At 64.7% G+C, this 24266-nt stretch carries 15 protein-coding genes; 8 read left to right on the top strand and 7 right to left on the bottom strand.

What is annotated here, in order from left to right; translation table 11 throughout:
- Positions 1 to 100 precede the first annotated feature (100 nt).
- The 5 genes from ACYQ6J_RS14485 to ACYQ6J_RS14465 all read right to left on the bottom strand — a co-directional run bounded on the left by ACYQ6J_RS14485 (position 101) and on the right by ACYQ6J_RS14465 (position 7497).
- Positions 101 to 1444: a PQQ-binding-like beta-propeller repeat protein gene (locus ACYQ6J_RS14485; RefSeq protein ID WP_460184899.1), complete on the bottom strand. Its 1344-nt coding sequence runs from the start codon at positions 1442 to 1444 to the stop codon at positions 101 to 103.
- 469 nt (positions 1445 to 1913) lie between these two features.
- A complete protein-coding gene (locus tag ACYQ6J_RS14480) occupies positions 1914 to 3494 on the bottom strand; it encodes a tetratricopeptide repeat protein (RefSeq protein ID WP_460184898.1) in 1581 nt (526 codons plus the stop codon).
- Positions 3495 to 3525: 31 nt separating this feature from the next.
- Positions 3526 to 5199 carry a CRTAC1 family protein gene (locus ACYQ6J_RS14475; RefSeq protein ID WP_460184897.1) on the bottom strand — a complete coding sequence of 558 codons (1674 nt, stop codon included), beginning with the start codon at positions 5197 to 5199 and terminating at the stop codon, positions 3526 to 3528.
- A gap of 323 nt (positions 5200 to 5522) precedes the next feature.
- The gene (locus ACYQ6J_RS14470; protein WP_460184896.1) at positions 5523 to 6617 is read right to left on the bottom strand and encodes a DUF1559 domain-containing protein; all 1095 of its coding nucleotides are present in this window, start codon (positions 6615 to 6617) and stop codon (positions 5523 to 5525) included.
- A 367-nt stretch (positions 6618 to 6984) separates the two neighbouring features.
- Positions 6985 to 7497, bottom strand: a complete 513-nt coding sequence (locus tag ACYQ6J_RS14465) for a carboxypeptidase regulatory-like domain-containing protein (RefSeq protein WP_460184895.1) — start codon at positions 7495 to 7497, stop codon at positions 6985 to 6987.
- 429 nt (positions 7498 to 7926) lie between these two features.
- Here ACYQ6J_RS14465 and recO point away from each other — a divergent pair, with 429 nt between their 5' ends.
- The 6 genes from recO to ACYQ6J_RS14435 all read left to right on the top strand — a co-directional run bounded on the left by recO (position 7927) and on the right by ACYQ6J_RS14435 (position 15533).
- Positions 7927 to 8688 (top strand): DNA repair protein RecO, encoded by a 762-nt coding sequence (gene recO / locus ACYQ6J_RS14460; protein ID WP_460184894.1) that lies wholly within the window; start codon positions 7927 to 7929, stop codon positions 8686 to 8688.
- The gene (locus ACYQ6J_RS14455; protein WP_460184893.1) at positions 8660 to 10057 is read left to right on the top strand and encodes a tetratricopeptide repeat protein; all 1398 of its coding nucleotides are present in this window, start codon (positions 8660 to 8662) and stop codon (positions 10055 to 10057) included. Before recO ends, ACYQ6J_RS14455 begins: the two co-directional genes overlap by 29 nt.
- Positions 10058 to 10146: 89 nt before the next feature.
- Positions 10147 to 10671: an LPS assembly lipoprotein LptE gene (lptE, locus tag ACYQ6J_RS14450; protein ID WP_460184892.1), complete on the top strand. Its 525-nt coding sequence runs from the start codon at positions 10147 to 10149 to the stop codon at positions 10669 to 10671.
- An 88-nt stretch (positions 10672 to 10759) separates the two neighbouring features.
- Entirely contained in the window at positions 10760 to 11590 is an 831-nt protein-coding gene (folP, locus tag ACYQ6J_RS14445; RefSeq protein WP_460184891.1) for a dihydropteroate synthase, read from the top strand.
- Between the two features lie 1225 nt (positions 11591 to 12815).
- Positions 12816 to 14072: a hypothetical protein gene (locus ACYQ6J_RS14440; RefSeq protein ID WP_460184890.1), complete on the top strand. Its 1257-nt coding sequence runs from the start codon at positions 12816 to 12818 to the stop codon at positions 14070 to 14072.
- Positions 14073 to 14117: 45 nt separating this feature from the next.
- Positions 14118 to 15533, top strand: coding sequence for an ArnT family glycosyltransferase (locus ACYQ6J_RS14435; RefSeq protein ID WP_460184889.1), 1416 nt, complete (start codon positions 14118 to 14120; stop codon positions 15531 to 15533).
- Between the two features lie 78 nt (positions 15534 to 15611).
- Here ACYQ6J_RS14435 and ACYQ6J_RS14430 read toward each other — a convergent pair whose 3' ends face one another.
- Positions 15612 to 17321 (bottom strand): anti-sigma factor family protein, encoded by a 1710-nt coding sequence (locus ACYQ6J_RS14430; protein WP_460184888.1) that lies wholly within the window; start codon positions 17319 to 17321, stop codon positions 15612 to 15614.
- Positions 17322 to 17417: 96 nt separating this feature from the next.
- Entirely contained in the window at positions 17418 to 18080 is a 663-nt protein-coding gene (locus ACYQ6J_RS14425) for an RNA polymerase sigma factor (RefSeq protein ID WP_460184887.1), read from the bottom strand.
- Between the two features lie 1073 nt (positions 18081 to 19153).
- Here ACYQ6J_RS14425 and ACYQ6J_RS14420 point away from each other — a divergent pair.
- Positions 19154 to 22405, top strand: a complete 3252-nt coding sequence (locus ACYQ6J_RS14420; protein WP_460184886.1) for an SBBP repeat-containing protein — start codon at positions 19154 to 19156, stop codon at positions 22403 to 22405.
- Between the two features lie 324 nt (positions 22406 to 22729).
- Positions 22730 to 24259: a BBP7 family outer membrane beta-barrel protein gene (locus tag ACYQ6J_RS14415; RefSeq protein ID WP_460184885.1), complete on the top strand. Its 1530-nt coding sequence runs from the start codon at positions 22730 to 22732 to the stop codon at positions 24257 to 24259.
- Positions 24260 to 24266 lie beyond the last annotated feature (7 nt).

Genomic DNA, 24266 nt, shown 5'->3' with positions numbered 1-24266 from the left:
TGCTCGCGGGGCGAACACGTCGCAACGACCGGGCAAGGGCCGGCGCCCGGCGCGATCATCGACCGGACGGCACATCGCCCGGCGTCCGCGGTGGGCAAGCTCATTGGGCGCCGGCGCTCAAATCCGCGCACACAAGCTCTTCGTCGTTGCGATTGAATACGTGGCGATACGCGAAGGCGGGATGCGACCATGTGACGCCGTCGCCGCGACCCAACTGCCCTTTGGTCGGCTTGAGCAGGGTCGCGCGACTGATGACTTCCACCCCCCGCGCCGACAACCGCGTAATCAGCAATTCGCCTTGGTCGTTGAACATCCACACGCGCTCGCCGTTGCGGACCATGTGTAGGGTTCCCCAGCGGAGTTGCGAAGTCAACGACGTATCCTCCCAAAGGCGATCGCCCGTGCGCGCGTCCAAGCAACGGAATTGCCCGTGACTGTCCACGCCGTACAAATAGTCGCCGTCGCGAACGGGGCTGCCCATCAGGATGTGCAAGGCGTCGGTCTTCACTTCATTCGGGCCTGCTCGCCGCCATACCTCCTCCGCCCGGGGTTGCGCCGGGTCGAGACGCATCATCAAGGCGCCGTCCTCGAAGCAGCTTACGAACAGTTCGTTCGTTTCGGGATGGAAGAGCGGCGAGATAATCGCGTCGATCCAGCGGCGCTGCGCAAAGGGGATGGACCACAGCAGGCGTCCGTCCGCGGCATCGACTCCCGTCACGCGGGTGCCGGTCCAGCAGATCACGACCCGCTTCCCGGCCTGATCGACCACGATGGGAGCGGAATACGAGGCGGGGTCTTCGAGGGTCTTCCAGATGAGTTTTCCCGTCTTACGATCGAAGGCTTGCAGGCATCCGTCGGCTTCGCCGACTTGGACGATGAGCAGATTCCCTTCCACCAAAGGTGCCGCGGCGACGCCCCAGGTGGGCACCTCGGGCTGATAATCCTCGCCCGGCGCCTTGCGCCACACCAGGCTACCGTCCTCGGCCCGCAAGCAGTGCAAATGCCCCATGGTTCCCAGGGCGTACACCAAGCCGTCGTGAACGGTCACGGAAGCGCGAGGGCCGGTGCGGTACGTCATGTTGCGGTAGGGGCAGGCGTACTCGTAAGTCCACAGCACACGGCCGTCTTGCCAGTGGAAGCAGTGAATGCGTTCTTTTTCGTCGGGTTGCGTCACGCGGTCGGTGACGAAGACGCGACCGTCGGCGACCGTCGGCCCGCTATAACCGCCGGAAATCGGTGCACGCCAGCGAATCTTCAAAGAGTTTCCCGAGAACCGCTCAACGATTCCGGTTTCGTTCCACGTGCCGTCGCGATTCGGACCTCGCCATTGCGGCCAATCATCGGCCCGGACCGGGAAGACAAGGCATACCCAAGCGACCACGATCGCCGTGATGAGCACTGGGGACGCGTTCGGCCGAACCAGGTGAGTGGATACGCGCAGCATGGGAGCGGACTCTGGAGACGGGTAAAAGGCTGGGAGGACGACTTCCGCCGCCCATTTCGCAGGCGGGCTTGATTACGCATTGTGCCGGGAAGGACATCGCATTGCAACCGCTGCCGATGCGGGCGTTGGGCTGCCGGAGGCTCCGATCACCGCTAGCTGACGCTAGCGGCTCTGGTGATTGTTTGATTACGCTAGCGGCCCCGCCACCGCTAGCTTACGCTAGCGGCTCTAGTTTTCTTGCGATTAAGCGAGCCGGTCCAAACACCGCTAGCTGACGCTAGCGGCTCTAATGATTGTTTGATTACGCGAGCGGCCCCGGCACCGCTAGCTTACGCTAGCGGCTCTAGTGATCGTTCGATAGCGGCGGCGGGTTGCGTGAATGGCAATCTTGGAGCCGCCGGCGTGAGCCGGCGGTGCTCGCGGGGCGAACACGTCGCAACGACCGGGCAAGGGCCGGCGCCCGGCGCGATCATCGACCGGACGGCGCGCCGCCGGGCGAAGGCGCCGACGGCGCGTCCCCGCGAATGGTCGCCGACACGCGCCGGATTTCGGGATTGTCCGGGTCCAACTCCAGGGCCTTGCGGAGGGCCTCGTCGGCGCCCGCCGCATCGCCTTTTCGGAACTTCGTCCAGGCCAGCAAGGCGTAATTGAGTCCGCTGGGCCTGCGTTCGACGACCGCTTGGGCGGATTGCACGGCCTCGTCCAGGTCCTCGCCCAACGCCGCCAGGAACCGTGCTCGGGCGGCGTGCACTTCGGGACGATCGGGCCAGCGGCGACATGCCTCGGCCAAGGTGTTCTTGGCATCTTCCGGGCGCTTGGCGAAGGCGTAGGCTTGGGCCTGCGCTACCATCCATCGGGGATTGGAGGGATCCACGCGGAGCAATTCCTCGAACAGCGTCAGGGCTTCGGACCAGCGTCCTTCATCCATCATCAGGCTCGCGGCCAACTCTCGGGCGGGAACGCTGCCGGGATCCAGCGCCGCCGCGCGACGCCACAAGCGTTCTGCGATGCGCGGCAGGCCGCGGGACAAGTAGATGCGCCCGGCGTCCGTGTAGATGATGGCCGCATTGATCTTCATCTCTTTGAAATCGTCCCGCCCCATCTCGATGCCCTGTTCGTGCGGGTCGCGGCGCTTCATCAGCTTTTGGTAGCGGGCGAGGTACTCTTGCGAAGCCGCGCGGTCGCCCAGTCGCAGGCAGACTCGGGCCAGGGCGTAGCACGCCTCGGCATAGTCGGGATAGACGCGGAGGGCGTCTTCGTAGGCCTTGCGGGCGTTCGGCAGGTCTTCCAGCAGCGTGTAGGCTCTCCCCAACAAGAAGAATCCGTGCGATCGAGGGTCGAGCTTCAGAAACTCGGCCAGGGCATCGACGGCCTCTTGCGGGCGGTTCTCGTTGACGAGGGCCTCGGCCAAGATGTCTCGGGCGCGAAAGGAGTAGGGATCGGCATCGACGGCCTTGCGGGCGTGCTCGATCGCCTCGGCGTGCCGCCCGCGTTTGGCCGCCACGGACGCCAATCCCACGTAGGCGTGGACGTACCGCGGTTCCCGTTCCAGGCATTGCCGCCAGATCTGCTCGGCCTCGTCCGACTTGCCCAACCAATCGAGGAATCGGGCCTTCATTTCCATGCAGTCGAGGTTGTCCGGTCCCCACTGCACCAACTCCTCGATCACGGCGCGGACCTCCGCGATCAATTCGGCGGTGGATTGGGGCAACGATTCCTCGGCGGGCGCCGGGGAAACATCGACGACGGGAGAAGGCGGGGGAGGTTCGGTCGCGGGCGTGTCGCCGGGCGCTTGGGCCGGGGCGGGGAGCGGCAGGTCCGCAGCGGTCCGATCGCTTGCCGGCGCCGGAACGGGCGGCGTTTCGGCCTGCGTCGCGGCGGGAGGACTCGGCGCGTTCTCACCCCGCGGGCAACCAATCATCACCGGCAGCGCGAGAAGGATCAGCAGGATGCCCGCCGGAAAACCCTCGCGTTCGACCATCCGCTCGAACCGCCGGACAAGGGAGCGGTGCGGAGAGTTGTCCTTCGCCGTGTCTTGCCGTTGCGTCATCGGCAGTGTGTCTCCGGAGATTCTCGAATCATCAACGGGCGGTCCCCGGTTCGTCGGCCAGAATCTTGCCGCCCTCCTCGATGGTGAGTCGTCGATCGACGGGCAAGTCTTCCAGCACGTCCACGCCGCCGCCCAGCCAACGGATTTCCAGTCGATCCACGCGGTCGTGCGATCCCAGGCCGAAGTGCAAGCGTGTCCCGAAGTGACCTTGGTAACCGCGACCGGCGTGGACTTCGTCGAGTTGCCGCAGGTCGCCCGCCGTCACGATGACATGGGACCCCACGCCGTCGCGATTGGCGCGCTTGCCGACCAAGCGGATTTGCAGCCAATGGTTGGAATTGACGGACTCGTTGCGGAGGACGGTCGCCGGTCGCCGCGAGTTGAGAATGATCGCATCGACTCGCCCGTCGTTGTCGAAGTCGTCGAAGACCGCCCCGCGCCCGACGCTCTTGGTTTGGAAGGCGTCGCCGGCCTCGCTCGAAACGTCGATGAACCTGCCGTTGCCTTGATTGAGGAGTAGGGCGGGCGGAGCGGCCAGCGCGGTGGTGTCGTCCAGCAATTCGATGTTGTCGATCAAGTGTCCGCGGACGTAGAAAATGTCCTTGAAACCGTCGTTGTTGACGTCCACCAGGGCGCACCCCCAGGTGACGTGATTGAAGGAGGCGGTCCCCGCCCCGGTCTGCTGGGTCACGTCGTCGAACAAGTCGTCGCCGAGGTTCTTGTAAAGCGTGGCCCACTGCCCTTGGTAGGAAGTGACGAAGAAGTCGAGGAGGCCGTCGTTGTCGAAGTCACCGCAGTCGGTGCCCATGGCGCCGTGGGCCAATCCGGCCGAATCGAAGGCCACGCCCGCCAACAGGCCGACGTCCTCGAACTTGCCCGTGCCGTCGTTTTTGAGGAGGGAATTGCCGGGCGGACCGTCGCTGAGGACGAGCACGTCGGTATCGCCGTCGTTGTCGTAGTCGGCGGCGACGATGCCCATGCCCCGGCCTTGGTGCCGGTTGACGCCGGATTCCTCGCTGACGTCGGTAAAGGTGCCGTCGCCGTTGTTGCGAAAGAGGTTGTCGGGCCAATGGCGGAAGCGGGAGGGGTCGGGGTAGATTTGCAGGCCCTTCCAACTGGCGGTCACGTTCATGTCGGGAGAAAAGGCGAGGTAGTTCGCCACGTAGAGGTCGAGGCGACCGTCGCCGTCGGCGTCGAGGAAGCAGACGCCCGCCCCGGCCTTTTGAGGATCGGCCAACCCTGTGCCCGTCCGTTCGGTGACGTCGCTGAACGTGCCGTCGCCGTTGTTGCGGTAGAAGACGTTGGGTCCGTAATTGGAGACATAGAGGTCCTGCCAACCGTCGGCGTCGTAGTCGCCCACGGCTACCCCCAAGCCGTAGCCCGGGTCGCCCACCCCGGCTTCGTTCGTCACGTCGCGGAAGCGGAAGCCCCCCAGGTTCTTGTACAGGCGATTGCGCGGCGTTTCGTCGGCGACGGTGCCGGGCAGGGGCGCGCCGTTGAGGAAATAGACATCGATCAGGCCGTCGTTATCGAAGTCGAAGGAGGCCGTGCCGGAGGCCACGGTTTCCACGATATAATGCCGCCCGCCGCTGCCGTCGGTATGCACGAAGTCGATTCCCGAGGCGGCGGTGACGTTGCGAAACAGGACCCGATCCGCCGCCTTCGCCGGATCGACCGAGAGCACGCTTGCGGCGAGAAAGAGCACCAGGAGTGCATCCGTGGCGAGGTATCGCAGCGCCCCGCCGGAGGGCGGCCGTCGCGCCGGGCAAGGGTTGGAAGAGGTTGGTCGAGGTTCATTGGAATCCCGGTTTCGGGCGTCGTGGCGGATGGCTCTCATGGCACAGCAAGATCGATGAGGTGGCAACGCGAATACCGAGGGCGGCGGACCAACCGCTTTCCCGCGCCGGGAACCGGCGGCCGAACCGACCGAATCCCTTTTCGGTTATTGTAGCCGGAAGCCCAAAAGAAAACCCCGATCCGGCGAGGGATCGGGGCGGTTTGGATTCGGGGAAATGAGCGGCGGAAGGATCAGAAGTTATTGAGCGTCTCGCCGCTGGAGCGGGTGCCCAAGGCGCCCCACACGCCGTAGGGGCTGGGACCGCCGCCGACTTCCGGCGCCGCCAGGTTGCCGGTGTCGATGGTGTCGCTGATGAAGCGGACCGAACCGTCCGCCAAACCGGCGTTCACGCCGCCCGGGTGATAGCTGTCCGGCGGCATCACGTGGTCTTCACCCCACTCGGAAGACGCGCCTTTGCAACCGATCGAGTTGGGCGGCAGGATCGTGCTGAAACCGGTCGCCACGCAAGCACCCCAACCGTAGTGGACGCCGCGGATCTCGCCGATTCCAGGAGCGGCGGCGGTGATAGTGTTGTTGGTTCCCTTGTACGCCAAGCAAGCACCGGGGTTGGCCCGCAGGGTTCCTTCGCCGACGTTCTCGACGTAATTCCCGTGCGTCTCGCGGACGTCGAATCGCGTGGAAACGACGATTTCGCTGACGGCGATCGTATTGCTCGACCCGTCTTTGATGCCGGAAAAGCCGATGAAGCTATCGGCCCCGAAGATACCGCGCGGATTGGTCTTGCCCCGCCAGTTGGTGTTGATGTCGTCGCCCCAGCAGAAGACGTACGAGTTGTCGCCCTGCCACCAGTAGGGCCGCCCGTCGTCACGGATCTTGCCCGCCGCTCCGTCGGATGGACACAGAATCGACGGCACCTGGACGTGGTGCGGTTGGAAGTTCCACCCGTACCAGGGCACCGGACCCCAGGCATTGTAGGCGGGACTGGCCTGCGGCGAGGCCCATTGATTGTACAGCGAGGTTTGTTCCAGATACGGCAGCAACATCACGAAAGCGCTCAAGCCCCCGTACGTGCAGGTCTGCTCGTTGCCGGTTTGCGTGCCTTGGCTGAGGCTGGGGAATACGTTGTGCGCATCGTGATAGTTGTGCAGGGCCAAACCGATTTGCTTGAGGGCGTTGGTGCACTGCGACCTGCGAGCGGCCTCACGGGCGGCCTGCACCGCCGGCAGCAACAAAGCAATTAGGATCCCGATGATGGCAATCACCACCAACAGTTCCACCAGGGTAAAACCCCTGATCCACTTTCGCCACGACCTTTTGCGGACCACGACAACACCTCACTTCCTAAAAACTGAAGGATTCATCACACCGACGGTCGGGAGACCGCCGAGCGCAATACGGCTCTTCCAAAGGAACTATAGGTCACAAGACCGGCGAACCAATGCGAATGCGGCGCATTTGCGATCGAAAAGCCGCCAAAGCCAACGGATAGGACGATCGACGGGAGGTGGGAAGCCCTTGAAACCCACCCGCTCGCGGCGCACCGGCGCGAGCCTTCTCTACCCATACTAACACCGATTAATTGCTGGAGGACCGAAAAAAACGAAATCCGCGGAAAATTCAGGCAAGCACGCTTGCGCCAACTTTCCGCGGAATGTTTTTTCGAGCGAAAATCGCGGCTTGTTGAGGGCTGCTCTAGCGGCTGGAAAGCTCGAACGGGAAGTTGTTGTCGCCGCCGGCCTTCACTTCGGCGGTCAATCCGGAGGTATCGGCGGAGGCGTACTTGGCGGGCACGACGTTGGCCGCCGCTGCCGCCGCAGCACCGCCGCCTTGAGCCTGGGCCTTGATTCGGGCCGCCTCTTCGGGGCTGATGCTGCCGCTGAACGCCCGCGGGTCTTGAGACGGTGACGACGAAGCGCTCGCCACCGGCTTGGAAACGGCGACGGCATAGGAACCCGGAATCGCTCCGTCGCCGGGGTTCAGCGTGGTCAGGGTGAAGCGGCCGTTTTCATCCGTGGTTCCAAAGGCGGCCCGGGCGCCCTCCGACTTGGGCGAGAACGTCACCGTAGCACCCGGCAACGGCGTCCCGTCCAACGTCACCGTGCCGGTCACCTTGACGGTATTCAGCTTGGCTCCCCCGCCGCCCGGACAACCCGCGGTTGCCATCAAACCCACCACGCATAACAAACCCAGGCCGACGCGCAACATGGCACACCTCCGCGAAAGGAAAGAAGTCGCAACGAACTCTTGGAATGGGCGTCTCGCGACTGCACGCGCTGCCGTTCCGGCATTCTCCGCGCGGCCGTCCGATTCGCGGACGACAAGTCGCCGCACCGCACCTCGCGGAAAACAAGCGGCGGCAAACGGTTTTGGCGACCGCGCTCATTATGCGCAATCGCGTTATAAGCCGTCAAGCTGCCGACGGGCAAAGCGCGGGAGTGCGGATGCGGCGGCGCGGCGGCACGCGCGCACGCCGTCACCTTCGCCCGACTTGCCGTGCTTTTCCTCTTTCCCCGGCGAAGCGTTATCATGAACCGCATGGTCGGTGACGCGGCGTCTCGGTCGCGTGTCTCACCGCAAGTCTGGTCGAAACATAGGCTCCCTCCGACGGATGGAAGAGGCTTTTTTCCAATCACGATGAGCACCGAAAAGGCCGTCGCCCTGGTCCTGCGAACCCACGACTTCAGCGAGAGCAGCGTGGTCGCGCATCTCTATACCCGGGAATTCGGCAAGATACGCGTTCTAGCTAAAGGGGCAAAGCGACCCAAGAACCCCTTCGACTTCGCTCTTGACCTGTTGGCCCTTTGTCGAATAGTCTTCCTCCGCAAATCGACCGAAGGACTGGACTTGCTGACCGAAGCCAAGCTGCTGCGGCGGTTTCGCGTGGATCGCGACAACCTGCCGGGGCTGTACGGGGCGTATTACGTGGTGGAGTTGCTTCACGCGTTGACTCACGACTACGACCCGAACCCGCCCTTGTTCGATTTGGCCGTAGAGACCATCGCGGAGCTACAGAGCAAGCTGCATCCGGCGCGGCGCGTGGCGCGTTTCGAGTGGCGACTGCTCGACCTGCTGGGGCACGGTCCCAGCCTGGAGCAGTGCGTTGGCTGCGGGGAAAGCATCGAGCAGGGGCAGCGGGGGCGCCTGTATTTCGGACTGCAAGACGGCGGCGGCGTTTGCCCTCGCTGTCGGCCCGGTCGGCGCAACGTAGTCTCGTTGACGGCGGAGACCTGGGGCGCGATGCGGGCGTTGTCCGCTCCCGACGCGGAGACGACGGAGGACCGCGAGATTCCGCCGGCGACGCGAGGCGAGTTGCGCGGCGTGTTGAATCAGTTGATCTGTCACTTGTTGGGCCAAAGGCCGCGGATGCATGAATACCTGGCGATGCTTCCTTGGTGATCCCGAGTGTGCCGGCACGCCCGGTTGCCGCGCCCGCCGCACTCCGCGACGAAGACTGATCGCGCTGAGCGGACTGGCGTGCCTTCTGGCGCCGCTGCTCGTCGGGTGCCGCAGCATGTTGGAGTTGCCCGCCTCCGCCCGCGATTCCGGCTATCAAACCTCGACCCAAGACGACGAGGGAGGCTGGCTGTTTCGCCGTCTGACGGGTCAACAGTCCGCCGCGGACGAGCCCAAATCGCGGACCGGAACGACCGCGGTTGCCGACGATCGCTCGACCGCGCGAACGCCGGACCGGCAAGCTTCCCCCGCCGCGAGCGGGGCGGAAGCAATTCCGGCGGACGAGGATGCCTTGGTCCTTTCCACCAGCGACGTTCCCGTCGAGGAGGAGACCTGGGGACTGCTCGATTTGCCGGAGCGGTTTGTCGGCTTGTTCAAGCCGAAACGGGACGAAGCCCTGGCTCGTCGTTTATTCGGGGAAGGCGTCGAGGCGTATCGCCAAAAAGACTACGTCACCGCCGCGGCGCGGTTCAAGAAGGCCGCTGCCCACTGGCCCGACTCGCCCTTGCAGGAAGACGCCCTCTTCTATTTGGGCGAATCGTACTACTTCCTCGACCGCTACGCCAAGGCCAACGAAGCCTACGACCAATTGCTGAAGAAATACGAGTTCACCCGCTATCTGGATACGGCGGTGCGGCGGCAATTCGCCATCGGGCGATACTGGGAGCAGGTCGAGGCCGCTCGGCCCTCCTTCCTCGGCTTGGTCCAGTTCAGCGACCCCACGCGGCCCAAGTTCGACACCTGGGGCCGCGCGCTGAAGGCCTATCAAAGCGTCCGCCTGTACGATCCCACGGGTCCCTTGGCGGACGACAGTCTCTTGGCCACGGGCAACGCCTACTTCCTCAAGGGGCGCTACGAGGAGGCCGCGTTCCACTACGACCTCATCCGCAAAGACCATCCGCGGAGCGAGTACGTCATTCCGGCCTCGCTCTTGGGCATCAAGTCGTACACCCTTTCCTACCAAGGACCGACCTACGACGGCACCCCCTTGGAAAAGGCCGAGGAAATCTCCGATGAAGTCCTGGCCCTTTACTCCACGGAGTTGGGCGACGATCGGATCAAATTGATCGAAGAAAAGAACCGCATCTACGAAGAAAAGGCGATGCGGGACTATGCGATCGGACAATACTACGATGCCCGCAAGTATTACGGCGCGGCCCGATACTATTACCGCTTGGTCCTCCAGGATTTTCCGGACAGCAAGGCGGCGGTCATGGCGGCGCAGAGGATCCGCCAAATCGACGGTCTGCCGGACAAACCCCCCGATCGCTTCCCGTGGCTGACGCGATGGTTCGAATCCAAAGACGATTAACGCCGGCGGCGCCGACCGACGATGCGAAGGCGGATGCGTCTCGGCCCGGGCCAAGGCGACGCGCGGCCCGTACCGCGGGCGGATTCGCATTGGGTGGCTTGCTCTGGGCCGCTGCCGTGCCGCTGCTTTTGGCGACCGGTTGTGCGGGCTATTTCGTGGGCAACGCCACCCTCTTCCGGCCGGATATCCAAACCATCTACGTGCCCATGTTTCAGTCCGCGAGTTTTCGGCCCGGCCTGGGCGAACGGTTGACCGAAGCCGTCGTCAAGGAGATCGAATTGCGGACGCCCTACAAGGTCGTCGGTTCGATGGAAAAGGCCGACAGCATCCTCTCCGGTCGGATCGTCAGCGAGACCAAGCGGACGGTGGTGGAGAACCGCTACGACGATCCCCGAGAGACCGCCGTCCAATTGCAGGTGGAGGTGCAATGGGTGGACCAACGGGGTCGGGAATTGATGCCCATGCAGTCCGTCCCGTTGCCGCCCGACTTGGCCCGCATCGCCGCCGAAGCCACGCTGGTGCCCGAGGTCGGTCAGTCCGTCGCCACCGCCCATCAGACCGCCATCGAGCAATTGGCGCGGCAGATCGTGGGCATGCTGGAGACGCCTTGGTAGCCGCGCGAGCCTCGCGCTCTCAGCGCGGACGCCGCCGGACGAAGGGGAACGGCGGCGGAAGCGGACGTTCCCGATCGACGACGATACCATGATCGAATCTCGTTGGCGTATTCGCGGCGGAGTCCTGACCTGGGGCGACCATCCCCTGTTGATGGGCATCGTCAACGTCACGCCGGACAGCTTTTCCGACGGGGGGCGATTCCTGGATCCCGAGGCCGCCGTGGACCACGCCCTCCGTCTGGCCGAGGATGGGGCCGACATCCTGGACATCGGCGGCGAAAGCACCCGCCCCGGCGCGGAACCGGTGCCCGTCGACGAGGAACTTCGCCGCGTGCTGCCGGTGATCGAGACCTTGGCCGAACGGGTCGCGTTGCCGATCTCCATCGACACCACCAAGGCGGCGGTCGCCCGTGCAGCGCTCGAGGCCGGGGCCGTCATCGTGAACGACGTCTCGGGTCTCTGCGCCGATCCCGAGATGGCGGCGACGGTCCGCGAATATCGGGCGGGCCTGTGTCTCATGCACATCCGCGGCAACCCGCAAACCATGCAGTCGCTCGCCGATTATCGCGACGTTGTCGAGGAGGTCCTGGCCGAACTGCGCGGGGGCTTGAAGGCCGCCGAAACGGCGGGAATCGACGCCGAGGCCGTGGTCGTCGATCCCGGCCTGGGCTTCGCCAAGACCCCCGAGCACAACTGGCAACTCGTCGCCCGGATCAGCCGTTTTCGCGAGTTGGGTCGTCCGATCCTGGTCGGCCATTCACGCAAACGGTTTCTCCGCGAGATGGTGGGCGGCGATCCGGCGGCGCTCGGTCGGGCGACGGCGGGGTTGGCGATGCTGCTGGCCGCCGCGGGTGTCCGCATCCTTCGCGTCCACGACGTGGGCCTGGTCCGCCGAGCGCTCTCCATTCCGCCCGCGTAACACCCGGACGCTCGGCGTTTCTTCCACCGCCGGCTCACGCCGGCGGCTCCAGTTTTCGTGGTAGTGATCTTGGGTTGATTCTCCACCGCCGGCTCCAGTAGCTTTTTCCGAATTCGCGATTGCGCTCCATTTTCTCTTGCGCCGTCGCGCAAACGCTGGAGCCACCAGCGTAAGCTGGTGGTGGTCGTGGTATTCGCCCCATTGTTGTGGATGCACGCTGGGTAGCGCGAAACCCACCGCCGGCTTACGCCGATGTATCGCGCGAATCTTCCACCGCCGGCTCACGCCGGCGGCTCCAGTTTTCGTGGTAGTGATCTTGGGTTGATTCTCCACCGCCGGCTCCAGTAGCTTTTTCCGAATTCGCGATTGCGCTCCATTTTCTCTTGCGCCGTCGCGCAAACGTTAGAGCCACCAGCGTAAGCTGGTGGTGGTGGTCGTGGTATTCGCCCCATTGTTGTGGATGCACGCTGGGTAGCGCGAAACCCACCGCCGGCTTACGCCGATGTATCGCGCGAATCTTTCACCGCCGGCTCACGCCGGCGGCTCCAGTTTTCGTGGTAGTGATCTTGGGTTGATTCTCCACCGCCGGCTCCAGTAGCTTTTTCCGAATTCGCGATTGCGCTCCAGTTTCTCTTGCGCCGTCGCGCAAACGCTGGAGCCACCAGCGTAAGCTGGTGGTGGTGGTCGTGGTATTCGCCCCATTGTTGTGGATGCACGCTGGGTAGCGCGAAACCCACCGCCGGCTTACGCCGATGTATCGCGCGAATCTTTCACCGCCGGCTCACGCCGGCGGCTCCAATATGTTTTTCCGCGCCGGCGGCTCCCATAGCTTTTTCCGAATTCGCGATTGCGCTCCAGTTTCTCTTGCGCCGTCGCGCAAACGCTGGAGCCACCAGCGTAAGCTGGTGGTGGTGGTCGTGGTATTTGCCCCATTGTTGTGGATGCACGCTGGGTAGCGCGAAACCCACCGCCGGCTTACGCCGATGTATCGCGCGAATCTTTCACCGCCGGCTCACGCCGGCGGCTCCAGTATGTTTTTCCACGCACGTGGCTCACCGGGGGGGTTGTTTCGCCTGCGCAGGTTGTAGCGACTGGAGCGATTTTACGGAATATTCTTGTTCTTCGGGCGACGGATTGCCGATTAGGGTTGTGCGAGTATTTCGGTCCACGATCCTTGTGCTCCCTGAGATTGGGGAGCGATCGTGCTGCCACGGAGGACGACCGCGTGAAAGCCAGTCGTATTGTCGGCCTAGTGCTAGTTTTTTCCCTTTGTCGGGCGGGATTGCCGGGCGGTCCCGACGCCCGGGCGCAGCAGTTCGGCCCCGCGCATTCCTTTCCCGGCGAAATCATGAGCGCCCCCGACCCGTCGGCCGATATCGGCGTGGAGAACGCCGAGGGTACCTCATTGGAGGGAGCCTGGGACCGGGCCGCATCCGGCAAGTCCATGTCGCTCCAAGCGACGGCCGGTTGCTGCGAAATCTGCGGCGCCGGTTACGATTGCCCACACCTCTGGACCTGGTACAACGGGGCCAAGATTCTCAGTCGGTCCCGACCTCGCTCCAAGTCCGTCACGCAAGACATCCTGGGCAATTCCTTAATGGATGTCTACGATCTCAACGACGACATCGCCGGCGGCTACGAGACCCGGGTTACCTACTACTTGGGCCGCGACAAGGAGAATCGCGACGAGTTCCTGGAATTCGTTTATTGGGGATTGAACGAGTGGTCCGACAGCGCGTCGGTATCCGGCACGCGGACGAACTACACGTCAGGCTCAGGCGACTTCACCGCCGGGTCGCTGTTCAGCCCCTTCAATCTGACCGACTTCGATTTCGCCGATTGGCAGCAGGCCGAGTATCACTCGGAGATCAACAACTTCGAGCTGAACTGGTGGTTCCGGCCGCGGCATCGCGCCGATCGCTTGGCGCTGCTCCCCAACGGACGCTGGCAGCGACAGTGCCAGACGGGCACGTTCTGGAGCTTTTTGCTTGGGTTGCGGGGCATCTCGCTGGACGAGGGATTCACTCTCGACAGTCGCGGCGAGATCGTGAACGGCAGCGGCACGACCACGCTGTGGGGACGGCAATCGATCTGGAGCCAGAGCGACACCTTCGGCGTTCAAGTCGGGGCGGAACTGCTCTTTCGGCGGCACCGCTTCGATTGGGGCGCTCGGATCAAGGTCGCTCCCATGCTCAATTGGTCCGAACAAACCACGCGGATGGACCTGCTGAACGATCCCAGCCCAATCCTCCGCTTTGCCAAGGATACGGACGCGGCCTTCATGGGCGAACTCAACTTCTTCGCCAGCTATCAAGTTCTGCCGCGGGTAACGGTCTTCGGCGGGTACGATCTGATGTGGTTCGAGGGCGTGGCCTTGGCGGCCGAGCAGATCGACTTCGCCTTGTCCACCCCCGCCCAGGTGAACGATAATGGCGGCATCTTTTTCCAGGGGGTGTCGCTGGGCGGACAAGTCGTGTGGTAACGCCCGGTGGGATTACCCCCGGTTCGGTCCCCGCGTGATCCGGCCATGCCGCCCAATCCCTTCAAGAATCGCCTCAGCGGTCCTCTCCGCTCGTCGGCCGCGATCGTGCTGATCGCGGCCTTGGCGATTCGGGCGGGGGTGATTTGGGGGGTACCGGGCGGATTCGCGGAGGATATCGACGGCTACGCCGCCGTGGCCGACAACCTCGTGCAGCACGGCGTCTTCGGCTACGGCGAGCGCGCCACGGCCTTTCGCCCGCCGCTGTACCCCGTGCTCTTGGCCTGCGTGCGTGCGACGGGGCTTCCGTGGATTTGGGGCGCCGGAATCCTGCACCTCGTCTTAGGCTTGGCTACGGTCGCCCTTGCCATGTCGCTGGCCCGACGACTGGGTCTTGGCCGGGAAGCCTGGCCGGCCGGAGTGCTGACCGCCTGCGATCCGCTGTTGCTCTTCCATTCCAGGCTGCTGATGACCGAGACGCTCAGCGCCGCGCTGCTGGCGGCGACCGCGTGGTTTGCGACCGAGGCCGCACGAAGAGACACCGCCGCCGCATGGCTTTGCGCGGGAGGCTTGTTGGGGTTGAATGCCCTTGCTCGACCGACGTTCTTGGCCTGGATTCCCGTTGCCGCGGCGATGCTCCTGCTCGCCGGTCCGCGAACGCCCGAGCCGACCGATCGCTTCGATCGGAAGAAAGGTACTCGGCGGCGGGGCGATCGGACCGACCCGCGGGCATGGCGAAGGGCCGGCCTGACAATCCTCGGTTCGGTCGTCGTGCTATTGCCCTGGGGAGCGCGAAACGCGGCCCTGTTCGGCTCGCTCGTCTTCGGTACCACCCACGGCGGATACACGCTCTACCTGGCGAACAATCCCGACTATTACGCCTACCTGCAAGACGCCGACCGTCGGGGCGTGTGGGATGCCGCGGAATTCAACCGCCGTTGGGAGGCGGAACTTCGCGCCGCGGGCGTGCAGGACGAACCCGCCGCCGACCGCCTGGCCTACCGATTGGCGCGACGCACCATCGCCTCCCAGCCCGGCACGTTCGCACGCGCCTGTTTGGGGCGATTGGCGTCGTTTTGGGGTGTTCTGCCCAGCGCGGGCGAGGGCGAGTCCGTCCTCCGTCGATGGGGGCGGTATGCCGCGGGCGGACTTTACGCCGCGGAATTGTTGGCCGCCGCGGCGGGAGCTTGGGTATTGTTGCGAGGACGGAACGTCGATCGACTGGAAATCGACTCCGACGCCCTTGCCCAAGGACCGGGCGGGCACTGGGGGCGCAGCGTCGCCCTCAGTTGGATCGTGAGTGCGGCGGTCGTCCTGACGCTCGTGCACCTCTTTTATTGGACGAATCTGCGGATGCGGGCGCCGATCATGCCGCTGGTTGCGGTGTTCGCCGCGGCGGGTGGGGCGACGATGCGGCGTCTGCTACTCGGCGCATGGCGGCGGGCGTCTCAGTGCGAGGCGTAAACCCGAAGGCGTTCAATCGGCGGGACCGCCCCGCGGAACGATCCGGCCTGTAAAACGATCCGGCCGGTGAGAAGATGCTCAAGACGCATCCGGCGGCGGAGGCGGAGGAGGAGGGTAGGGCGGTTCCTGCTGTGGAGGCGGGCCTTCCAGGCCCTTGGGCGGAGCGCCGCCCGGTCCGCCGCGCCCCCGACCGCGACCCCATTCACCCATTCCCGGAAAGTTCTGGCGCAGGTACAGCCGAATCACTTCGCGCCGCATTTCCTCGGGCGGCAAGGCCAACAAACGCTCCCGATCCTCCTTGGAAAGCTGCTCCTCCACGAATTTGCTCAACTCTTGTTCGCTCATAGGCCGGCGGAAGTCCCACATCACGCGGGGGGCGATGTAGCGGAAGATGACCCCCGCCCTGGCCCAATTCCACACTAGGCGGATTTGCGCATCGGTCGGCAACGACTCCAAACGTTGCCGCGTTTGCGGGGAGAGTTCGGCGCGGAGGGCCGCCACGTCCTCCGCCGTGATGGGCGGATCGGCGTCCGGGTGGTCCAGTTGGTTCTGGAGCCACAGCATGGCCAGGTATTCCCGCTTCCGGTCGTCATCCTTGAAGCGATTCAGGTTCCGCAGGATTTCCTCGCGTCGAGCGGGCGGCCAGGCACCGCCGTCCAACATCATCCGGGCACGACCGGCGGCGAGACTCTCGAAGAACTTGAACAGCGCGCCCCAGTCCTCGCGCGGCAGCGGTTCGCCCGCATTCAAGGAGCGCGTACTGGAGAGGATGCTCCGCAGGCGATCGGGCGGGAAGTTGAACAGCGCGTTCCGCATCGCCTCCGACAGTAACTCCTGCTGCCGTTCGCGAATCCATGCGATCCGCTGCTCGTCCGGCAGGGTCTCCAACTCCAGGCGTTGGTGCGGCATCAGCATGGCGTACCAGCGGCAATAGAGCGCCAAAACCCGGGCCAAGTGTTCCGCCTTGGGATGGCGCCACAACTCCTCGTGGAATCGCCGCAGACGATCTTGCTCGGCCTCGGTGAGTCGCGAGAAGCGGACCAACTTCTGCTGCAATTCCTGGCGCTGGGCGGAGGACAGGGCCTCGATCTCACGTCGCGCGGCGTCCGAAGTCATGGGCGGCACCACGCGGAGGGAATCGTGCGAGTTCCCCTGCTCGTCCGCTCCGGAGTCGCCGACCGGATGGGTTGCCGCGACCGGCGACGCCGAAGGCGGCGGCGACGGTCCGTCCGAACCGGACTCCGCCGTCGGCGGAGAATCGCCCGGCGCGTCGGCCTCGAATGCATCGGCCGAATCGAACACCCCCGATTGATCGAGCAACTCCACGTAGGCCAGGGACTCGCCGCGGCGGTAGAGGTCCTGGTTCTGAATGAGCGAGTAATTCTCCAGCAGCCATTGATTGGGGTTGGTCCACAAGGCGGAGGCGGTGAGCCAACCGACCGCGGCCAAGAGGGCCGCCGCCAAGCCGCCGAAGACCCACTCCAGAGCCGCTCGCCGCGGGGCCTCGCGGCGGATTTGTTCGGCCTCATTCATGGCCGAGGCGGCCACCATCTCGATCGTCGTCCGCGTGAACTCCTCGTCCACGGTCGGGCGTTCCAGGGCGTCCAGCCAGTCCCAGGTCTTGGCCAGGTAATCCAATTCCCGACGGAGTCGCGGGTCGCGCGCGATCCGTTCCTCGATGCGCGCAGACTCATCCGGGGAGAGTTCCCCGTCGAGATAGGCGACGAGTTCCTCCCGCAGCGATTCCAGCCGCGACGGATCCTCGTTGTGCGTCATCGAGTCGTTCATGGCTTCGAAACGGCCCTTACCCTTGCGTCGCCGACGGCGAGAGCATCGTTCGCGTCCGGTCGCCGCCGGCGGGCGCGGCATCGCCGCGACCGAGCGTCAGTCTTCGTCCCGCGGCGTTTCCGCGTGTTCTCCGGAGTCGTCGGCGTCTTTGCCCCAATCCATCGTCGCTTCCGCTTCCGCCAGGGAGATCGGCATCTTGCCGGTCTCGATGTACGGTTCCAGGATGTCCTTCAGTCTTACTCGGGCGCGGGAGAGCAGCGACTTGACGGCTTTGGGCGACATATCCATAGCCGTCGCGATGTCGGCGTAGCTCATCCCCTCGAATTTGCACAGCAGGATCGCCAGTCGTTGACGCTCGTTCAGCGATTCCAAGGCCAGGCGGATGATGTCGCGCATTTCCATCTTGTCGAGTCGCCGGGCGGGCATCTGTCCGCTGGACACCTGCACGGCTTCTGCGAAGGCCTCGCGGAATTGCGAGCCGTCCGGCCGAAAATCGGTGGACATCTCGCGCCGCCGCGAGCAATTGCGCAACTGGTTCAACGCCAGGTTGTTGACGATCTTGAACAGCCAGGTCGCGAATTTCGCGTTGGGCTGATAGGTATTTCGGGCACGATAGATGCGCAGGAAGACCTCTTGGGCCAAATCCTCGGCCTGGTGGCGATTTCCCACCAAATGCTCCAAGACGGCCAGCACGCGAACTTGGTACCGTTGCACCAGCTCTTCGAAGGCCGCCGCGTTTCCCGAACGCACCTCCAACATGAGGCGCACGTCCGGGTCGCGGAGGGCCGACCGTTGGATGGAGGATTCACTGACAGCCAAAGCGGTTCCCCGTCGCGTGGACCTACCACGGGAAAGGCAAGATGGAACCGTCCCTCGATCACGAAGATTCTCTCAATGCGAGACGTTCCTCCTCTACTGTACTCCATGCGTCGGCGTCGGGCTAGCAGTCGCCGAAACGGCCGACTTCCCTTACCCAAAACGCCCGACCCGCCTCCCCACGATCGGCTCCACGGTCTCCAACTTTGCATCGCCGGACTCGTCCCAGGGACGCATCCGCTGTCTTTCAGGGCGAGGCGGCGCTTCTTCGGCCAAGCGTTTCGGTGTGCTCGGCCGATCGCCGCGACTCATCAAGAGAATAAACCGCGCCCGGCGGCGGAAGTTTCTCTCCCTACATCGTCGCCCCTCCCGCGAGGTACGCCCTCGACACGGCGAATCCGACCCACTAGCGTAAGCCAGTCGTGAACCTAGAGCCACCCGCGTAAGCCGGTAGCAGAGTTAGAGCCACCAGCGTAAGCCGGCGGTGATCAAATTGGAGCCACCAGCGTAAGCTGGTGGTGAAGAAGCAAACGATCGCATTGACGCCCGCAGGGTGGTGGCAAAGCACCTCCAGCTAACGCTGGAGGCTCCATGTGTAATCGCGATTTGGTGGAAAAACCTAGAGAAATACATCGCGCTCCGCCGGCGTAAGCCAGTCGTGAACCTAGAGCCACCAGCGTGAGTTGGTTGTGATACCCAGAGCCACCAGCGTAAGCTGGTGGTGAAGAAGCAAACGATCGCATTGACGCCCGCAGGGTGGTGGCAAAGCACCTCCAGCTAACGCTGGAGGCTCCATTTACCCATGCGTCAAAGTCGGGATCTCGATTCGTGCTCCACCTCGGGCTGACGCCCGAGGCTTGCCGCCGCATATTCACAACGATAGCGACGCGACTATACTGGGCGGCATTGCGATTGACGTCCCAAGGGATCGACCGCGAATTCTCGGTTATACCCGGCGCGAGGCAGAGGCGTCCGTTCCGCCGGTCGCCGCGGATTCGCCGGAGGGGGAATCACGCATGGGGCTGGTGCGAACCATCGCTGCGGGCATCTTTTCCCGGCGCCGACGAATCGTTGTGGGGAGTCGCCGACGTCGAGGGCGCGCCGCCGAACGGTCGAACCGTTCTCCGCGGTCCGGCCGATTCCGCTCCGCCTGCGAGGTGCTGGAATCCCGTTGCCTCTTGTCGGCGCAGGTCGGGCCGACTTCGATGATCGCCCCGTCGCCCGCAAGCCTCGACCCGACCGCCGCGGTCCTCACCGCCGGCGCAGCATCCGCGTTCTCGGGCGGAGAGTGGTCGGTTGGGCTGAGCCGACTGTTGGGCGGCGCGGATTGGGACGAAATCACTGCCGTGGCGCGCGACGCCCAAGGGAATATCATTGTCTGCGGTCAGACCTATTCGCCGGACTGGGCCATCGGAGGTTTCGACGCGACCTGGGGGGGCAGCGGAGACGGTTTCGTCGCCAAGCTGGATCCGTCGGGCGCGTTTCTTTGGGCGACATACTTGGGCGGGGACGGTGATGACGGCGCGCGAAGCGTGGCCGTCGACGAACAGGGGTACATCCTCGCGGCGGGATATACGCGCTCCGCTGGTTGGGTTTCGGGCGGGTACGACCTCTCCTACGGCGGTTACGGCGACGCCTTCGTCGTCAAGATATCCCCGCAAGGCGAGCACGTTTGGTCCACCTATCTCGGCGGATCGGCCTACGACGGCGCCGAGGCCGTGGTCTGCGACGCCGCGGGCAACGTTTACGTCGCAGGTACCACCGGGTCCTCCGGTTGGGGTTACCGCGGTTTCGACTCCGGCTACAACGGCGGGACGTTCGACGGCTTTCTCGCCAAGCTCTCGCCGAATGGCGCCCGGTTGTGGGCGAGCTATGTGGGCGGCGGACTTTGGGACACGGCGACGGGCTTGGCCCCGGCTCCCGACGGCGGCGTCGTGGTGGTGGGAAAAACTTCCTCCTCCGCCTGGATATCCGGGGGCATGCAAACGGGCTATCTCGGAGGCGCCTTCGATGCCTATGCGCTCAAGGCGACCGCCGACGGACAGCGATCGTGGTCCACCTATCTCGGCGGATCGGGCGAGGACGCGGGCGTCTCCGTCTCCATCGCCCTCACCGGACGAATCCTGATCGCCGGCGAAACCGATTCCGCCGTTTGGCCCGCGGGCATCACGTCCGGCGCCCTCGGCGGCGGCAAGGACGTCTTCGTCACCGCCCTGGCCGACGACGGCGGTTCCGCTGCCTGGACCGCGCTGTTGGGCGGAAGCTTGAATGAACAGAGCGGCCGACTCGTTGCGGACGGCGAGGGCGGAGGTTATGTGGTGGGAACCACCTATTCGCCCGACTGGTGCTCCGGCGGTCTCGACGACCGCTTGGACGGCGCCACCGACGGGTTCCTTGCCCGACTCGATGCCTCCGGCGCCGTCGCCTGGTCGAGCTACTTGGGCGGCGGCGACTTCGACTCCGCCCGGGCGGTCATCGACGGCGACTCAGGTTCTTTTGTGATCGTCGGCGGGACTACCTCAACCGATTGGCCGTTTCTGGATCCGACCGAAACCTTCCTGGGCGTGCGGGACGGTTTTCTTTTGCGCTGGGATCCGCCGCCCGCGGCCAACATGCCGCCGGAGATCGCAGCCCTGGTGGTCCAGCCCGAAATCACGTCGCCGGGCCTGCCGTTGACGGCGACCGCGACGGGCGTAACCGACTCGGATGGACGGGTCGTCCGCGTCGCGTTTTACCTGGATGCCGACGGCGACGGCGCAGCGAATCCCGCGCTCGACCCGCTGCTGGGTCGGGACGAGTCGCCGGACGACGGTTGGATGTGGACGGTGGATACCACGGCGCTGCCGCCCGGTCGATACACGCTGCTCGCGCAGGCCGAGGACGATCGCGGCGAATTGAGCGGAGTCGCGATCTCGGAATTCGTGCTGGTAGAGGTGGAAGATCGCGGAGTGACAGACTTCGCCGTGTGGTCGGGTTTGACGTTGCCGGATACAGGGCACCGCTTCTTCCGCTTTCTTCCCGTCCGCGACGGTGTTTTGACCGTGGAAGCCCTGGGCGTGCCCGGCGATCGGCGGTTGGACGTACTCCTTTACGATCGCAACCCGTTGACCGATTCCCAGGCGGCGGTCTTGGCCGAGTTGCACGCTCCGAGTGACGCCGCGCGGCTGGACTACGATGTCCGCGGCGGCGCGGAATACTTCCTGCATCTCCGCGGCGACACAGCAGGTTTCGATCTGCGTGTAACCGACCTACTGACCAAGGAGGCAAGTACGTGGGTCGTCTTCGGGACCTCCGGTGACGACCTGTTCGAAGCCGATGCCGCCGGTCGAAAGTTGGCGATCCAAGGCGTCCGCTACGATGCGCCGGATTGGGGCGAAATCGCGACCGTGCGTTTCGAGGGCGGGTCGGGGCGCGACGTCGTCATCCTCCGCGACGGTCCGGCGGACGACGCCGTGCGTCTCTTTCCCGCCCACGCCGAGTGGTTCAGCGGCGTGCTCCCCGACGTGATTTGCGAGGATTTCGCCGAGATTCACGTGTATGCCTCGGCGGGCGGTCGCGATGCGGCGGAGTTGCACGACGTTCGACCGGACGGCGATGGAGAACGCGCCGTGAAGTTCAAGTCCGAACCGCAATACCATCACGCCAAGATGATGGGGCCCGGCGTCTATCACCGTGTGAAGTTTTTCGACGAAGTGCGTGCCTTCGGTTCCGGCGGGAACGACCGGGCGGTCCTCTTCGGTTCGCCCGGCGACGATCGCCTGGAGGCGCGGATGGGGCAAACCCGCTTCTCGGGACCGGACTTCGACGTGACCCTCCGCGATTTCGCTTTCGTCTCGGCGGATGCGTCTTCTGGCGGCAGCGACCAGGCCTTTCTTTACGATTCGCCGCTCAAGGATGAGTTTCAGGGGAAGGCGGCCAAGAGCGAGATCTTCGATCAAGCGACGGCGGGCGGACGCTATCGCATTACGGCCCGCTATTTCGATCAGGTCTTCGCCCGCGCCGGCGAGGGCTGGGATACTTCCTCCCCGGGTGGCGCGGACAAGGCCGCCTTGTGGGACACCCCCGGCGACGACCTGGCCCAAGTGACGGGCGACATCCTTCGGCTTTATCGCGTTGCCTCATCGGGCGCTCGCCTTCTCACGCATCAGGTCGAGCTTTTCGAGTTGGCAAAGCTGCGCGATAGCTCGGGCGGCGATGATCGTATCGAATATGTCGAATTGCCCGACGTGAGCGAGGTTTCGGTGGGGGCGGGCTGGCTCGTGCTCTGATAGGTTTACCCCTGAGGTCGAGATTCGGTTGCAAGAGCGGCGCCGGTTTTTCGGGTTGTCGCGAACCGGCCTACCGAAACGGACCTAGCAAAGAAAGCGGACCTGCCGAATCAGTCGCCGGCTTTCCTCGCAAATCCGGTGTTTTTGCCCCGCTTCGGCCGTTGCAGTCGCTTCGCCGCGGACGATCTTCTAATCAGGAATCGCCGATTCCAAGTGCAACTTGCGCACGGCGGCGCAACTCGGCACTTTGCTGAGAATCGGAGCGACAAGACCCCAGAGGCGGGTTTGCACCCCGCAACCATCGTCGATCAAGGGTAGGTACCGATGAAGATGAGAATGATGCCGGTGATGTTGCTTTTCGGGATGTTGGGCTGGTCGGCGAGCGACGTTTCGGCCCAATACGGCTTGACGGCGGCTCCGGACCTGCTGCCGCTTGCGGCACGACCTCGGTCCTTGACGGCCCCCGCCGCCGAGACGCCGCGGATCAAACCCCTGCCGGCGGCGTCTCCGGCAACGGCACCGGCGCCGCTTTCAGGCTTGGACGGGGCGGCGCTCGGACCGTCGGGCTATTCGTCGTCGGCGGATGCGACGGGCGGCGGGAGCGGGCCCTGGAACGGGACCGCCGTATGGCAGTCCTCGCCCGCCGCGGCGCCGCGAACGACCTTCGTCAGCGGTCCGAGTTTGCCCGAGGCCGACTTGGCCCTGCCCGTGCCGCAAGGCGAAGCGGCTTCCTCATCCCAAGCCGATCTCCCGGCGGAGAATTCCTCGTTAATGGGCATGATGTTGTCGGAGCAGGCGGCTTGCGGGGCGAACGCGGCGGAATCGGCGGGCTGCCAATGGCTCTGCGATCCGGCCTGCAACCGGTTGTGGTATGCCCGGGCGGCGGGGTTGATCATGGGCCGCAACCAACCCAACCGCGTGTGGTTCAGCTATCAATCCAACAACAACGCCAACGAGTTGATGAACGGCCAGGACGCTCAGGCCGATTGGCAGGGCGGTTGGCAGGTGACCATCGGACGCCGCGACCCCTGCGGCACGTGGGCCTTGGAGGGCACGTACTGGGGTTTCACCGACATGCGGGGCGACGACTCCGTCACGCATCCCGATTTCGTCAGCACCACGCTCGATTTCACGGACGTGGTGTACGCCAATCCCGCCGTTCCAGGCCTGCCCGCCGATCTCTTCTTCGGCGTGTACGAGCAACGCCTCGATCGCCGCAACGAGGTGCATAACGTGGAGGTCAACCTCTTCCACTACCGCCCCACCTTGGAGGACGACCCGCTGCGTTTGGACTGGCTGGTGGGCGTGCGATACTTCCGCTTCGACGAGAGCCTGCGGTTTTCGTCGCGGGCGCACGCGGGGGCCTGGGGAGACAACCCCGTCGAGGAAGGCTTCCTTTCGGACCGCGCGGAAAACAACCTGATCGGTGCGCAATTGGGATTCGATATGTCGTGGCGGGTGTGCCCCACGGTGACGCTCTCTTGCGTGCCCAAGTTCGGCATCTACAACAACCATATTCACAACCGCTTCGACGCCTATCGCGGCGACGGTGAATTGTTCGGGCCGAACCCGAACCCGCCCGTGGGCGATCCGGTGCCGGGAAGCTTTCCCGCCGTTTCCAGCAAGAATACGGTGGCCTTTCTGACCGAGGCGGATATTCGATTGGATTGGCAATTCGCGCCCCGCTGGACCGCCTTCGTCGGTTATCGCGTGGTGGCGGCGACCGGCATCGCCTTGGCCGATCACCAATTCCCGTTCTACGTCGTGGATATCCAGGATGCCATCTTGGCCATCGACGACAATGCAGGCTTGATCTTGCACGGGGCGTTCGCGGGCGGAGAGTTCCGGTTCTAAGCCGGAC

The sequence above is a fragment of the Thermopirellula anaerolimosa genome, from assembly GCF_054657335.1.
The sequence above is the reverse complement of the archived record's forward strand: the minus strand, read 5'-3'. Positions and strand labels throughout refer to the sequence as shown.

Bases quoted from the DNA above. Each gene is read 5' to 3' on its own strand.
- ACYQ6J_RS14465 (WP_460184895.1), bottom strand. From the start codon at position 7,497: ATGTTGCGCGTCGGCCTGGGTTTGTTATGCGTGGTGGGTTTGATGGCA.
- ACYQ6J_RS14455 (WP_460184893.1), top strand. From the start codon at position 8,660: ATGAATACCTGGCGATGCTTCCTTGGTGATCCCGAGTGTGCCGGCACG.
- ACYQ6J_RS14420 (WP_460184886.1), top strand. From the start codon at position 19,154: ATGGGGCTGGTGCGAACCATCGCTGCGGGCATCTTTTCCCGGCGCCGA.
- ACYQ6J_RS14415 (WP_460184885.1), top strand. From the start codon at position 22,730: ATGAAGATGAGAATGATGCCGGTGATGTTGCTTTTCGGGATGTTGGGC.
- ACYQ6J_RS14425 (WP_460184887.1), bottom strand. From the start codon at position 18,080: ATGTTGGAGGTGCGTTCGGGAAACGCGGCGGCCTTCGAAGAGCTGGTG.
- ACYQ6J_RS14435 (WP_460184889.1), top strand. From the start codon at position 14,118: ATGCCGCCCAATCCCTTCAAGAATCGCCTCAGCGGTCCTCTCCGCTCG.
- recO (WP_460184894.1), top strand. From the start codon at position 7,927: ATGAGCACCGAAAAGGCCGTCGCCCTGGTCCTGCGAACCCACGACTTC.
- ACYQ6J_RS14480 (WP_460184898.1), bottom strand. From the start codon at position 3,494: ATGACGCAACGGCAAGACACGGCGAAGGACAACTCTCCGCACCGCTCC.
- ACYQ6J_RS14485 (WP_460184899.1), bottom strand. From the start codon at position 1,444: ATGCTGCGCGTATCCACTCACCTGGTTCGGCCGAACGCGTCCCCAGTG.
- ACYQ6J_RS14430 (WP_460184888.1), bottom strand. From the start codon at position 17,321: ATGAACGACTCGATGACGCACAACGAGGATCCGTCGCGGCTGGAATCG.
- folP (WP_460184891.1), top strand. From the start codon at position 10,760: ATGATCGAATCTCGTTGGCGTATTCGCGGCGGAGTCCTGACCTGGGGC.